Source organism: Mesorhizobium sp. M0051 (genome assembly GCF_040323235.1).
GTDB lineage: Bacteria > Pseudomonadota > Alphaproteobacteria > Rhizobiales > Rhizobiaceae > Mesorhizobium.
The window spans coordinates 26,950-41,727 of record NZ_JAMYUT010000001.1 but is presented as its reverse complement, the minus strand read 5'-3'; the positions used below and the strand labels follow the sequence as shown (position 1 = coordinate 41,727).

Here is a 14,778-nt window from a genome sequence, read left to right as displayed (position 1 = left end):
GGAAACTCGCTCCAGCGGCCATCTGACGGCGTTTTCTGCGCTTCCGGTGCTCTCGGGCCTGAATGTCCGCTCCGCTCCGGTTCTCGAAACCACCACCATATGACTCGCCGGACCGACTTTCGAAACAGCCTCCAAAAACACATGGGAAGAAACGCCATGACCGGCAAGACCGCGTTCGAGACCCGGTACGGCTTCCGCCGCAACGAGGTGCTGCTCGCCAACTGGCGCGAGAACCCGTTCAACCGATGGTCGTTCCAGAATCTTGGCGAACTGGTGCCTACCGCCCGCGTGGCGGCAGCGCCGACTGGTGTCGAGATGCCCGTCCGGGACATGAGCGGCCTGCTCGACGAGAAGGTCACGGTCGCCAGCACACCGGAGACGGTGGCTGAATTTCTCGTACGTTCGAGCACCGACGCACTGACGGTGATGAAGGGCGGCAAGATCGTCGGCGACTGGTTCGCACCGCATATGGATTTCGGCGCCCATCATATCATCTTTTCGATCAGCAAGTCGCTGACGGCCATCATTGCCGGCATACTGGAAGGCGAGGGGGTGTTCGACCCGGATGCGCCGGTGACGGCCTACATCCCTGAAGCCGCCGGCTCTGCCTATGGCGATGCGAGCGTGCGGCATGTGCTCGACATGAGCGTCAGCCTCGATTTCGAGGAAGCCTATCTCGATCCGGAGAGCGCTTTCGCCCGCTATCGCCGCGCCACGCTGTGGAATCCTGGCGGCGGCACGGAGAGCCTGCGGGAATTCATCCTGACCTTGCAGCATCTTGCCGAGCCGCATGGCCAGACCTTCCGCTACCGCTCGCCCAATTCCGACCTGCTCGGCCTGCTGCTCGAACGCGCATCCGGCCAGCGCTTCGCCGACCTGATGCGCGAGAAATTGTGGCTGCCGCTTGGCGCCGTCAGCGACGCCTCGATCAGCGTCGACATGGAAGGCACGGCCCGCACCGCCGGCGGCATTTCGGTGACGCCGCGCGACCTGGCGCGCGTTGGCGAGATGATGCGGCAAGGCGGGGTGGCCAATGGCCGCCGCATCATGCCGGAAGCCTGGGTGCGAGACACGGTTGCTACCGGCGGCAGTGCCGCCGCCTGGCAGCGTGGCGCGATGCTGCCGCTGTTCCCGAACGGCCGTTACCGCAACAAATGGTACCAGACTGGACACGAAAACGGCGCCTATTGCGGCATCGGCATCCACGGCCAATGGCTCTATGTCGACCCCAAGGCCGAAGTGGTGATCGCCAAGATGTCGTCGCAGCCGGAGCCGGTCGACGACCGGCTCGATATCGAGATCGTCGCCTTTTTTGGGGCGCTGAGCCGCCTCGTCTAGACCGGCTCTAGTCGCCACGTTAGCACACCCTTTCCTGTGGACCCGCCGGGCTGATCGAAGCGCGGCGGTTGGCGGACCGGACGTCTGCGCTTATGGTCGCCGCTCTTTCGACGAGAGCAGGAACGACATGGCATCCGACATCAAGCGCATCGCAGCCATCATCGCGGCCGAGATCAGTGCCCGGCCCGAGCAGGCGGTCGCGGCGATCGAATTGCTCGACGAGGGCGCGACGGTGCCGTTCGTGGCGCGCTACCGCAAGGAGGTCACCGGCGGGCTGGACGACACGCAATTGCGCGACCTTGCCGAACGGCTTGCCTATCTGCGCGAGCTCGATGCCCGCCGCGACACCATCCTTGGCTCCATCCGCGAGCAGGGCAAGCTGACGCAGGAGCTCGAGGGCAAGATCGTCGCCGCCACCACCAAGGCGGAACTGGAAGATATCTACCTGCCGTACAAGCCCAAGCGACGGACGAAGGCCGAAATCGCAAGAGAGCGCGGGCTGGGGCCGCTGGCCGAAGCCATTCTTGCCGACCGTTCGCTCGTCCCGGCCGAACTGGCGCTGGCCTATGTCAGCGAAGAGGTGGTCGACGCCAAAGCCGCCCTCGATGGCGCGCGCGACATCCTGTCGGAACAGTTCGCCGAGAATGCCGACCTGATCGGCAAGTTGCGCACCCACATGAAGGAACGTGCTTTCATGCGGGCCAGGGTGGTCGACGGCAAACAAGAGGCCGGCGCGAAATTCTCCGATTATTTCGACCATGTCGAGCGCTGGGCGAATGTGCCGAGCCATCGCGCGCTGGCGATGCTGCGCGGCCGCAACGAGGAAGTGCTGTCGCTCGACATCGAGGTCGATGCCGACGACACGTCGCCGGTGAAGCCGGTCGAGCGGATGATCGCCAATGCCTATGCCATCGGCGGCAGCCTGCCGGGCGACCGCTGGCTGATGGAGGTGGCGGGCTGGACCTGGCGCATAAAACTGTCGCTGCACCTGACGCTCGATTTGATGCGCGATCTGCGCGAACGAGCGGAAGAGGAAGCGATCCACGTCTTTGCCCGCAATCTGAAGGATTTGCTGCTCGCGGCCCCCGCCGGTTCTCGTGCCACGATGGGGCTCGACCCCGGCATCCGCACCGGCGTCAAGGTGGCGGTGGTCGACGGAACCGGCAAGGTGCTCACCACGACGACGGTCTATCCGTTTCCGCCGAGGAACGATGTGCGAGGCACGCAGGCGGAACTCGCCAAGCTCATCCGCCTGCACAAGGTCGAGCTGATCTCGATCGGCAACGGCACCGGCAGCCGCGAGACGGAGAAGCTGGTGGCGGACATGCTGTCCGACATGCCGGCGGACGGTGGCCCGAAGCCGCTGAAGGTGATCGTCAGCGAGGCGGGCGCCTCGGTCTATTCGGCGTCGGCGACGGCGGCGGCGGAATTTCCCGGCCTCGACGTGTCGTTGCGCGGCGCGGTGTCCATCGCGCGGCGGCTGCAGGATCCACTGGCCGAACTGGTCAAGATCGAACCAAAATCGATCGGTGTCGGTCAGTATCAGCATGACGTCGACCAGTACCGGCTGGGACGCTCGCTGGAGGCCGTGGTGGAAGACGCGGTCAACGCCGTCGGCGTCGATCTCAACACCGCTTCGGCCCCGCTGCTGGCCCGAGTTTCGGGGCTCGGCGCGTCACTGGCCGACGCCATCGTCGCGCATCGCGATGCGAGCGGCCCCTTCGCCAGCCGGAAGGACCTGCTCAAGGTGCCGCGGCTCGGACCGCGCGCCTTCGAACAGTCCGCCGGCTTCCTGCGCATCGCCAACGGCAGCGAGCCGCTCGATGCCTCGTCGGTGCATCCGGAAGCCTATGGCGTGGCGAAGAAGATCGTCGCCGCCTGTGGGCGCGATGTCCGTTCGCTGATGGGGGACAGTGCCGCACTCAAGGCGCTCGACCCGCGCGTCTTCGTCGATGAGCGTTTCGGCTTGCCAACGGTGCGCGATATCCTGGCGGAGCTGGAAAAGCCCGGCCGCGATCCGCGTCCCGGTTTCAAGACCGCGACCTTCGCCGACGGCATCGACGACATCAAGGATCTGAAACCCGGCATGCTGCTGGAAGGCACCGTCACCAATGTCGCCGCCTTCGGCGCCTTTGTCGATATCGGCGTCCATCAGGACGGTCTGGTGCACGTCTCGCAACTGGCCGACCGGTTCATCAAGGACGCGCATGAGGTGGTCAAGGCTGGCGATGTGGTTAAGGTGCGCGTCGTCGACGTCGACATCAAGCGTAAGCGTATCGCGCTTTCGATGCGCAAGGACGGGGGCGAAGGCGGTGCACCGCGCGGTGGGCCGCGCGACAATGGCGGCGGCAGGCCAGCGCCGCGTTCGCCGGCGCCACAGCGCCAGCCGGAAAGGCCGGCGCAGCAAGGCGCGTTCGGCGCGGCGCTGGCCGATGCGCTGAAGCGGAAATGACTATTCTGCGACCGGCCCCTTGGCACGTCCGCGTTTGATGAGATTCATGCGACGCGGGGTTCAAGAATCATTGCGTCCCTCAAGAATGGTCGGGATGTCGCGGGCACCATGCAAAATGCGCTCGATACGCACGTCATCGCCATCGGCGGTGTAGAGGGTCACATAGCGCTGAAATGCGATGGAGCGCAGGCCGGGCCATAGACTCAACTGGGGAACGCCACCGCGTGGTGCGTCTGCAATGCGGCCACAGCTTCCCTGAGCGCAGCTATGAAGCGTCGAGCCGCGGCGGGATTTTCAGCGAGGATGTAATCGCCGATCTCTTCGACGTCATGCGCGGCGGCTGGCGCAAATATGACCGCCATTGTTCACGGCTTTCCGCCGCTGTATTTTGCTTCCAGTCGCTTAAACACCTGTTCGGCCGGGATGCCCGGCCCACTCTCCACGCCCTTTCGAATGTCTTCTCGTAGCGCCGCAAGCTTTGCCTCGCGCTGTTCTTCGCGCTCTTCCAGTAGGCGCAGGCCATCGCGCACAACTTCGCTGGCGCTGGCATAGCGGCCGCTCTCTACCAACTCGCGCACCAATGTCTCGTAGCGGGGGCCGATGCTGTAACTTGCAGGCATGAGTCATCCTTCCTATTATCCAATATTATCAATTTTTGATAAATCTGCCAAATCAAAACTGATGACCTACATGCTTAAGAAGCCAGTCGCGAAAGCTGGCGACGGGGGGATGGCCGCGCTTGTCATGCGGGACGACGAGATAGTAGGCGCTGCGGCTTTGCATGGGCTGACCGGGCGCCAGCACGAGTTGGCCGCGATGCAATTCGCCTGCGATGAGGATCAGCGGCAACAGCGCCACGCCGAGGCCAGCCATGCAGGCCTGGGCAGCGGTGCCGAACTGTTCGAACTGCATGCCGGGTCCGCTCGGCGCGCTCAGCCCCTGATGCTCGAACCATTCGGTCCAGGCGCCGGGCCGCGTCGCCATATGCAGCAGCGGCAGGCGGCCGATATCGGCCGGTGAGGCGATAGCGCGGCCGGCGAGGAATTCTGGCGAGACGACCGGCGCCACAGTTTCGCGAACCAAAAGTGTCGAGTCGGCCTCCGGCCAGTCCGGCAGGCCGTAGTGGATTGCCGCATCCAGCCTCTCCCTAGCGAAGTCGAAGCGGCCGATGCGGGTGACGAAGTTGATGGTGATGTCCGGGTTGTTTTCGACGAAATCGGGGATCATCGGCATCAGCCAGCGCGTACCGAAGGTCGGCAATATGGCAAGGTTCAGGATGCCGATATGCCGATTGCTCATCAATCCAAGGGCCGCGTCACGTAACTGGCCAAGCGCTGAACGCACAGCGTCGGCGTAGATCTCGCCTGATGTCGACAGCCTGACATTGCGGCTGTCGCGTTCGAACAGTCGGCGGCCGAATTGATCTTCCAGCAACCTGATCTGCCGGCTGACCGCGCCCTGGGTCAGATCGAGCTCCTGGGCAGCAGCGGTGAAGCTGCCGAGCCGAGCCACAGCCTCGAAGGCGGCAAGGGCGCTGATGTTGGGCAAAAGACGGCGCTGGACACTCATGATCCATTACTAATGCTCATTGATCGATTAGGCAATTTCGTTTGATTTTTCCGGGGCGCGGGCCGATAAGCCGGGCCAAGATTTTGCTTCATGCATGTCGTCATCCCAAAACCGCTGAATACTTTTGGGCGACATGCGTTGGTTTGGGAGAACGCTATGGCTGCCGACAAGAATGCATTCGTCTGGGAAGATCCGTTCTTGATCGAGGACCAGCTTTCGGAAGACGAGCGCATGGTGCGCGATGGTGCGGCAGCCTTTGCCGCCGACAGACTGGCGCCTCGGATCGAGGACGCCTATCTCAACGAGACCTTCGACACCGCGATCTTCCGCGAAATGGGCGAGGCCGGCCTGCTCGGCATCAATATCCCCGAGGAATTCGGCGGGCTCGGCGCCAACTATGTGACCTACGGGCTGGTCGCGCGGGAAGTCGAACGTGTCGACTCCGGCTATCGCTCGATGATGTCAGTGCAGTCGTCGCTGGTGATGTATCCGATCTATGCCTACGGCTCAGACGAGCAGCGCAAGAAATATCTGCCCAAGCTCGCCAGCGGCGAGTGGATCGGCTGTTTCGGCCTGACCGAGCCGGATGCCGGCTCCGACCCCGGCGGCATGAAGACGCGCGCCGAGAAGACCGCCAATGGCTACAGGCTGTCCGGCTCGAAGATGTGGATTTCCAACGCGCCGGTCGCCGATGTGTTCGTCGTCTGGGCGAAGTTGAAGGGCGAGAACTGCAAGGATGAGATCCGCGGCTTTGTGCTGGAAAAGGGCATGAAGGGGCTTTCGGCTCCGACGATCGGCGGCAAGCTGTCGCTGCGGGCATCGATCACCGGCGAAGTGGTGATGGAAGGCGTCGAAGTCGGCGAAGACGCGCTGTTGCCCAACGCCAAGGGGCTTGGCGGTCCATTCGGCTGCCTCAACCGGGCCCGCTACGGCATTTCCTGGGGCTCGATGGGGGCTGCGGAAGATTGCTGGCACCGCGCCCGCCAATACGGTCTTGATCGCAAGCAGTTCGGCAAGCCGTTGGCCGGCACGCAGCTTTACCAGAAGAAGCTCGCCGACATGCAGACCGAGATAGCGCTTGGGCTGCAGGCATCGTTGCGCGTCGGACGGTTGCTCGATGAAGGCAAGATGGCGCCGGAAATGATCTCGATCGTCAAGCGCAACAATTGCGGCAAGGCGCTCGACATCGCCCGCCAGGCCCGCGACATGCATGGCGGCAACGGCATCCAGATCGGCTACCACGTCATGCGCCATGCGCAGAACCTGGAGACGGTCAACACCTATGAGGGCACGCATGACGTGCACGCGCTGATCCTGGGACGGGCGCAGACGGGGATACAGGCGTTCTTCTGAGCGTTCGGTAGCTGCTTAAATTAGGTGCACCGCAACATCTCTGCTTGGAGAATGGCCGCCTGATGTGTCAGGGTTCAGCGAAATCGTTTGAAACGCTGAATTCCGGGGCTTCATGGCAATTCTGGCAGCTGTCTATCACCTGACCCATTACAAATACGACCGGCCGGTGGTTCTCGGTCCCCAGATCATCAGACTGCAGCCGGCGCCGCATTCCCGCACCAAGGTGCTCAGCCATTCGCTCAAAGTCGAGCCGGCGAACCACTTCGTCAATCTGCAGCAGGATCCCTACGGCAACTTCCTTGCCCGCTTCGTCTTCCCGGAGCCGGTCACCGAACTGAAGATCGAGGTCGACCTCCTCGCCGACATGACGGTCTACAATCCGTTCGACTTCTTCGTCGAACCATCGGCCGAGACCTTCCCGTTCGAGTACCCGGAAGAGATACGCGACGATCTCGCCATCTACCGGACGCCGGAGCCGGCCGGCCCGTTGCTTTCGGCCTTGCTCGGGACAATCGACCGCAGCGCGCCGAATACTGTCAATTTCCTCGTCGATCTCAATGCGCGGCTGCAGCGCGAAATTGCCTATATCGTTCGCATGGAGACCGGTGTGTTCTCGCCGGAGGAGACGCTTGCGGCGAAAAAGGGTTCGTGCCGGGATTCGAGCTGGCTGCTGGTGCAGATCCTGCGCAATCTCGGCATCGCCGCGCGCTTCGTTTCCGGCTACCTGATCCAGTTGAAGCCGGATCTGGTGGCGCTCGACGGGCCAGCCGGAACCGCCGTCGACTTCACCGATCTGCATGCCTGGTGCGAGGTTTATCTTCCCGGCGCCGGCTGGATCGGCTTCGATCCGACCTCCGGCCTGCTCACCGGCGAGAGCCATGTGCCGCTGGCGGCGACGCCGCATTTCCACAACGCTGCCCCGATTTCCGGCATGGCGAGCTTCGCCAATGTCGAATTCGGCTTCGACATGCGGGTAGACCGCATCGCCGAGCATCCGCGCATCACCAAACCGTTCTCGGATGAAAGCTGGCAGGCGCTCGATGCGCTCGGCAACAAGGTCGATGCTGCACTGTCGGCCGGGGACGTGCGGCTGACGATGGGCGGCGAGCCGACCTTCGTGTCGATCGACGATTTCGAGTCGGCCGAGTGGAACACCGCGGCCGTCGGCCCGACCAAGCGTGAAAGGGCCGATGAACTGATCCGAAAACTGCGTGAGCGTTTCGCGCCGGGTGGTTTCCTCCATTATGGCCAGGGCAAATGGTATCCGGGCGAAAGCCTGCCGCGCTGGACCTTTTCGCTCTACTGGCGGGCCGATGGCGAGCCGGTGTGGAGCGACCCGTCGCTGATCGCGCGCGAAAAGAGCGAGGCCGATGTCGGCCCGAAACAGGCCGAAAGCCTACTGACCGCGATTGCCGGCGAACTCGGCATCGACAAAAGCATGGTCAGCGAAGCCTATGAGGATCCGGCCGAGTGGCTGCTCAAGGAGGGCAAGCTGCCGGACAATGTCGATCCGTCCAACTCCAAGCTTGAGGACCCGGAAGAGCGCAGCCGCATGGCGAAAGTGTTCGAACGCGGGCTGACCAAGCCGTCGGGTTACGTGTTGCCCGTGCAGCGCTGGAACGGCCAGGCGTCAGGGCCGCGCTGGCGCTCGGAAAGATGGCATACGCGGCGCGGCCGGCTGTTCCTGGTGCCGGGCGATTCACCCGTCGGCTACCGCTTGCCGCTCGGCACGTTGCCCTATGTGCCGCCGGCGCAGTTCCCTTACATCGTGCCGGTCGATCCGTCGCTGCCGCGCGGACCGCTGCCCGCGCGCGAAGCCATATTGCCCGGTACGGCTCCGGCCGAACAGGAAGGCGCCGACGAGATGGCGCGCCGCCAGCAGGCGGCGTCCTTCACGGCGGCGACCGGCCAGCAGGATCGGGTCGAACAGGAGATCACCGAGATCGGCGGCGCGGTGCGTACCGCACTTTCGGTCGAACCGCGCGACGGACGGCTTTGCGTGTTCATGCCGCCGGTCGAGGCGCTGGAAGATTATCTGGAGCTGGTCGCAGCGGCCGAGAACGCGGCAAAGGCGATCGGCCTTCCCGTGCATATCGAGGGCTATGGCCCGCCGCATGATCCGCGCCTCAACGTCATCCGCGTGGCGCCCGATCCCGGCGTCATCGAGGTCAACATCCATCCGGCTTCGAACTGGCAGGATTGCGTGGCGACGACGACGGCGATCTACGAGGAAGCGCGGCAGACACGGCTTGGCGCCGATAAATTCATGATCGACGGCCGTCATACCGGCACCGGCGGCGGCAACCATGTCGTCGTCGGCGGCGCGACGCCCAACGACAGCCCATTCCTGCGCCGGCCAGACCTGTTGAAGAGCCTGGTGCTGCAATGGCAGCGGCGTCCGTCGCTGTCCTATCTTTTCTCGGGCCTGTTCATCGGCCCGACCAGCCAGGCGCCGCGCTTCGACGAGGCGCGTCACGACTCGCTCTACGAACTCGAAATCGCGATGGCGCAGGTGCCGCATCCAGATCAGGGCGCGGCACCCTTGCCGTGGCTGGTCGACCGGCTGTTCCGCAATTTGTTGACCGACGTCACCGGGAATACGCATCGCTCGGAAATTTGCATCGACAAGCTGTTCTCGCCGGACGGTCCAACCGGCCGGCTGGGTCTTGTCGAGTTCCGCGGTTTCGAGATGCCGCCCAATGCGCGCATGAGCCTGGCGCAGCAACTGCTTGTCAGGGCGATTATTGCCCGCGCTTGGAAGAGCCCGCTCGACGGCCGCTTCGTGCGCTGGGGTACCTCGCTGCATGACCGCTTCATGCTGCCGCACTATGTCTGGGCCGATTTTCTCGACGTGCTTGACGACCTCAAGCTCAACGGTTTCGAGTTCAGGCCCGAATGGTTCGACGCCCAGCTCGAGTTCCGCTTCCCGTTCTGCGGCGAGGTTCAGCACGCGGGCGTCAAGCTGGAACTGCGCCAGGCGCTGGAGCCGTGGCATGTCATGGGCGAGCAAGGAGCGATCGGTGGTACCGTGCGCTTCGTCGATTCCTCGGTCGAGCGGCTGCAGGTCAAGACCGAAGGTCTCAATCCGGAGCGGCACGCGATCGTTTGCAACGGCCGCATCGTGCCCATGAAGGTCACGGACAATCGCGAAGTCGCCGTGGCGGGCGTCCGTTTCAAGGCCTGGCAACCGGCCTCCGGTCTGCATCCGGCACTGCCGGTCAACACGCCGCTGGTGTTCGATATCTATGACCGCTGGTCGGGCCGGGCGGTCGGCGGCTGCGTCTACCATGTCGCGCATCCGGGCGGGCGCAACTACGATACATTCCCGGTCAACGGCAATGAGGCGGAGGCACGGCGCCTCGCCCGCTTCGAACCGCGCGGGCATACGCCGTCCGCCTATGTGCTGCGTGAAGAACAACCGGCGGAAGATTTCCCGATGACCCTTGACCTTCGGCGGCCGGCAAGACTCTGATCAGCGATGGCGAAGGGGAATCACAGACGAGTACGCGGCAAGCCGCAGATCCACAGCCTGCTGGAGCACTACCAGCCGATCGACGGCGTCGTCGACGAGATGGTCGATGCGTCAGGAAACCCCCGTCCGACCTGGAAACACTTCATCGAGGCGCTCGACGAGCTGGGGCCTGAAAAGCTTGGCCAGCGCTTTGCCCGCGCCGACCAGTATCTGCGCGATGCCGGTGTTTATTACCGCGTCTACGACAAGGCTGGCGCCAATGAGCGCGAATGGCCGCTGGCGCACGTCCCGGTTCTTATCGAAGAGAGCGAGTGGGCGGCGATCAGCGCCGGCCTCGTGCAGCGCGCCGAACTGTTCGAGGAAACAATCGCCGATATTTACGGGCCGAACCGGCTGGTCGAGAAAGGCATCCTGCCGGCGGGATTGATCGCCGCCAGCCCCGAATATTTGCGGCCTGTCGTCGGCACCAAGCCAGCCGGCGGTCATTTCCTGCATTTCTGTGCCTTCGAACTGGGCCGTGGGCCTGACGGCCAGTGGTGGGTGCTCGGCGACCGCACCCAGGCGCCGTCCGGCGCCGGCTTTGCGCTGGAGAACCGTGTCGCCACCACGCGCGCGCTGTCCGACATCTATGGCGAGATGCATGTGCACCGCCTTGCCGGCTTCTTTCGCCGCTTTCGCGATGCACTGATCGGCATGGCCAAGGAGACCGACGGCCGCGTCGCCATCCTGACGCCTGGGCCGCTCAACGAAACCTACTACGAACACGCCTATATCGCCCGCTATCTCGGCATCATGCTGCTCGAAGGCGAGGACTTGACCGTTTCCGGCGGCAGGCTGATGGTGCGCACGGTTTCCGGGCTGATGCCGATCAGCGTGTTGTGGCGGCGGCTCGATGCGGCTTTCGCCGATCCGCTCGAACTGCGCGCGGACTCGCAGATCGGCACGCCGGGCCTGGTCGAGGCGATCCGCCAGGGTGCGGTTGCGACGGTCAATGCGCTGGGCTCCGGCCTGATGGAGACACGGGCGCTGCTTGCCTTCCTGCCCGAGATTTCACGCGCGTTGCGGGGCGAGGAATTGCTGCTGCCGAGTGTCGCGACATGGTGGTGCGGGCAAGCAACCGAACGCGCGCATGTGCTGGCCAATATCGATCGCCTGGTCATTGGCCCGGCGCTGTCGACGAGACTTGCCTTCGAGGATGACGATCAGACGAAGCTCGGCTCGGCGCTGTCGGCCGGGGAGCGGGCGGAGCTGGTGTCGCGCATCGAGCGCGATGGCGGCAACTTCGTCGGCCAGGAAGCGGTGACGCTTTCGACGACGCCCGTCTATGTCGGGGGCTGGCTGGAGCCCCGGCCGGCGAGCCTGCGGGTCTATCTGGCGCGAACGCCCGCAGGCTGGACGGTGATGCCGGGTGGCTTTGCCCGCGTCGGCCTGTCGCTCGACCCGACGGCGATCGCGATGCAGCGCGGAGGCCAGGCGGCGGACGTCTGGGTGGTCAGCGAGCGACCGGTGGAGCGCGAGACGCTGCTGCCGCAAGAGGGCGACAGTTTCACGCGCACCAAGCCCGGTAGCCTGCCCAGCCGCGCGGCGGAGAACCTGACCTGGCTCGGACGTTACATCGAACGCTCGGAAGACACGGTGCGCATCCTGCGCGCCTATCATGTGCGGCTGGCCGAAACCTCCGACCCGGATATGCCGCTGCTCGCCGACATCAGGGAGTATCTCCAACCTTTCGGCATCGACATCGAGACGGCGATCCCGTCAGGGCTGATCGGTACGCTGGATAGCGCGGTCTACAGCGCCGGTCAGATTCGCGACCGCTTCTCGCCCGATGGCTGGCTGGCGCTGAAGGACCTGTCGAAGACCATCCATCAGTTCGCAACGACGGTGGCGCCAGGCGACGACGCGACCCGGGCGATGACGGTCATCCTGCGCAAGCTCGCCGGCTTTTCCGGCCTGCTGCACGAGAACATGTACCGCTTCGCCGGCTGGCGCTTCCTCGAGATCGGCCGGAGGCTGGAGCGCGGCATCCAGATCGCCCGTACGCTATCCCGGCTGACCAGCGCCAAGGCGCCGGACGGCGCGCTCGACATGATGCTGGAGATCGGCGACAGCGTGATGACCCACCGTCGGCAATATCCGGTGCAGGCCGGCCGGCGCACGGTGATCGATCTCTTGGCGCTCGACCCGCTCAATCCTCGCTCCATCCTGTTCCAGCTCGAAAGGCTGAAGGCCGAGATCGGCCTGTTGCCATCGCTCGGCGGGCAAGGGCACATGTCGCCGGCGGCGAAGGAAATCCTGCAGCTCAACACTGCCATCGCCATCAAGGAGCCTTCGGACATGACAGCGAAGGCGCTGGATGATCTCGCCCACGAAATCGGCGGCCTCTACAACAGCCTCGCCAAAGCCTATTTCGGCTAAGCCGGTTCCGAAACGAGAAAAGTAGAGCATGCTTTACGACATCAGGCTTCATCTCCATTACGACTATGCCGCGGCGGCCGGTGGCGGCCGCCATCAGATCCGCGTGCTGCCGTCGACGATATCGGACGTTCAGCGCGTCATCGCGGCATCCTTGTCCTTTGCGCCGGCGCCCAATGAGCGTTCGGATTTTCCCGATTTCTTCGGCAACAACGTCACGTCGATCGCCTTTCGCGACGCGCATGACACACTCGACATAAGGATGAGCGCACGCGTATCGGTGTCGCGGCCCGAGCCCGGCCTCGACGTGTCGCCCGATATCGGCAGGCTCAGGCAGGAGCTTGCCGCCGTGCGGTCGCTGGCGCCTGATACACCCCACCATTTCCTGGCGGCCAGCATTCATGCCGGCATCGATGGTGCGATCACCGGCTACGCTCGGGATAGTGTCGCCGGCTCTGCCGCCGGCACGGCGATGAACCTGTGCAATCGCATCCATCGCGATTTCACCTATGACGGCGAGGCGACCACGGTGCGAACCAGGGCCAGCGACGCCTTCAAGTTGAAGCGCGGTGTATGCCAGGATTTTTCGCATATCATGATCGCCGGCCTGCGCGGGCTCGGTATTCCGGCCGGCTACGTCAGCGGCTTCCTGCGCACCATCCCGCCGAAGGGCAAACCCCGGCTTGAAGGCGCCGATGCCATGCATGCCTGGGTCAAGGTCTGGTGCGGGCGCGACGCCGGCTGGCAGGAATTCGATCCGACCAACGGCATGCGGGCCAGCAACGACCACATCACCGTCGGTTACGGCCGCGACTACTCGGACGTGGCACCGATCGTGGGCGTTCTCAAGACCACGGGGGGACAGGTCGGCGAGCAAGCTGTCGACGTCATTCCGGTCGTGCTCGAAAAGGCCTGAGCTTCGGGCCGGCGCTCTCGCCCGCCCCCGGCTTTTCCGACCATACGTGGAACCAGCAATCGGCCAGTGGCTTATCTACGGATATTTGCGCGGAGCTGACATGCTGCAGAAATCCGGATTGTCGCACAGCCGATCGGCTGAAGGAGATGCTGTGCCGAAAAATGGCACGCCGAAGAACGGGTCGCAAAGCTCGGCCGATCATGCGTCGCTTACCTATGTCAGTGATGCCGAGCCGGGTATCCGGCGGCTGAAGACAGGCAAGGGATTTACCTACAAGGGGCCGGATGGGCGGCCCGTTGCCGATGCTACCAGGGCGCGTATCGAGGCAATTGTCATTCCGCCGGCCTGGACGGATGTGTGGATTTCGCCCGACGCCGAGGGCCATATCCAGGCAACGGGCAGGGACCTGCGCGGACGCAAGCAATACCGCTACCATCCGCAATGGGCCGAAGAACGCGACGGCGCCAAATATTCAAGCCTTGTCGCCTTTGCCGAAAGCCTGCCGACTCTGCGGCGCAGGATCGACAGCGATCTGCGCCGTCCCGGCTTGCCGTTCGAGCGTGTCGTCGCCGCGGTCGTCTGGCTGCTCGACAACACGATGATCCGGGTCGGCAATGCCGCCTATGCCCGCGACAACAAGAGCTTCGGGCTGACCACTTTGCGTGACCGCCATGTCGATATCGTCGGTTCAAGCCTGCGCTTTGCCTTCATGGGCAAGTCAGGCAAGGAGTGGAAGCTGAAGCTGGTCGACCGCCGTATCGCCAGGATTGTTCGCGGCGCGCAGGATCTGCCGGGCCAGAAGCTGTTTCAGTACCTCGATGACGACGGCAACAGGCGGCCGGTCCATTCAGAGGACGTCAACCGCTATATCCGTGAGGCGGCTGGCGATGCCTTCAGCTCGAAGCATTTCCGCACCTGGGGCGGCACCATCCACGCCGCGTCGCTGTTTGCACAGACGGAAATGCCGGAAAGCCAGGCACAGCAAAAGCGGGTGATGAACAGCGTCGTCGACAAGGTCGCCGAGCGGCTGGGCAACACACGCGCGGTCTGCCGCAAATGCTACATCCATCCGCAGCTCTTCGAGGCGTGGTCAAAGGGGCGATTGCTGGACGAAATGGCACAGGCCAACAAGCATAAGCGCTCGATCGATGGTCTGGACGATGAGGAAGCGCTCGTGCTGCGATGGCTGAAGCTGCACGAAAGCTGACCGGCAGCGACGGAGCGTCGCCAAATCCGCCGCCTCGGGATTTTTTTATCGACGCC

General features: G+C 64.1%; 9 protein-coding genes and 1 pseudogene. 7 read left to right on the top strand and 3 right to left on the bottom strand.

Features of this window, described 5'->3' with window-relative positions:
• The first annotated feature begins 156 nt into the window (after positions 1 to 156).
• Positions 157 to 1,338, top strand: a complete 1,182-nt coding sequence (locus NKJ90_RS00155) for a serine hydrolase domain-containing protein (protein ID WP_023761657.1) — start codon at positions 157 to 159, stop codon at positions 1,336 to 1,338.
• Between the two features lie 127 nt (positions 1,339 to 1,465).
• Complete coding sequence (locus NKJ90_RS00150; RefSeq protein ID WP_023761656.1) at positions 1,466 to 3,790, top strand: Tex family protein; 2,325 nt, start codon at positions 1,466 to 1,468, stop codon at positions 3,788 to 3,790.
• Positions 3,791 to 3,850: 60 nt separating this feature from the next.
• Here the strand turns inward: NKJ90_RS00150 and NKJ90_RS00145 are convergent.
• The 3 genes and pseudogenes from NKJ90_RS00145 to NKJ90_RS00135 form a co-directional block, all read right to left on the bottom strand.
• Positions 3,851 to 4,152, bottom strand: a pseudogene (locus NKJ90_RS00145) (type II toxin-antitoxin system RelE/ParE family toxin).
• Positions 4,153 to 4,155: 3 nt separating this feature from the next.
• Positions 4,156 to 4,410 (bottom strand): type II toxin-antitoxin system ParD family antitoxin, encoded by a 255-nt coding sequence (locus NKJ90_RS00140; RefSeq protein ID WP_023761653.1) that lies wholly within the window; start codon positions 4,408 to 4,410, stop codon positions 4,156 to 4,158.
• A gap of 52 nt (positions 4,411 to 4,462) precedes the next feature.
• Positions 4,463 to 5,359 (bottom strand): LysR family transcriptional regulator, encoded by an 897-nt coding sequence (locus NKJ90_RS00135; protein WP_023761652.1) that lies wholly within the window; start codon positions 5,357 to 5,359, stop codon positions 4,463 to 4,465.
• Positions 5,360 to 5,515: 156 nt separating this feature from the next.
• Between NKJ90_RS00135 and NKJ90_RS00130 the strand changes: the two genes are divergently transcribed.
• The 5 genes from NKJ90_RS00130 to NKJ90_RS00110 all read left to right on the top strand — a co-directional run bounded on the left by NKJ90_RS00130 (position 5,516) and on the right by NKJ90_RS00110 (position 14,722).
• Complete coding sequence (locus NKJ90_RS00130) at positions 5,516 to 6,712, top strand: acyl-CoA dehydrogenase (RefSeq protein ID WP_023761651.1); 1,197 nt, start codon at positions 5,516 to 5,518, stop codon at positions 6,710 to 6,712.
• Between the two features lie 112 nt (positions 6,713 to 6,824).
• Complete coding sequence (locus NKJ90_RS00125; RefSeq protein ID WP_023761650.1) at positions 6,825 to 10,184, top strand: transglutaminase family protein; 3,360 nt, start codon at positions 6,825 to 6,827, stop codon at positions 10,182 to 10,184.
• 6 nt (positions 10,185 to 10,190) lie between these two features.
• Entirely contained in the window at positions 10,191 to 12,602 is a 2,412-nt protein-coding gene (locus NKJ90_RS00120) for a circularly permuted type 2 ATP-grasp protein (RefSeq protein ID WP_023761649.1), read from the top strand.
• 28 nt (positions 12,603 to 12,630) lie between these two features.
• Complete coding sequence (locus NKJ90_RS00115; RefSeq protein WP_023761648.1) at positions 12,631 to 13,515, top strand: transglutaminase family protein; 885 nt, start codon at positions 12,631 to 12,633, stop codon at positions 13,513 to 13,515.
• A gap of 100 nt (positions 13,516 to 13,615) precedes the next feature.
• Positions 13,616 to 14,722 (top strand): DNA topoisomerase IB, encoded by a 1,107-nt coding sequence (locus NKJ90_RS00110; protein ID WP_023761647.1) that lies wholly within the window; start codon positions 13,616 to 13,618, stop codon positions 14,720 to 14,722.
• Positions 14,723 to 14,778: the final 56 nt, after the last annotated feature.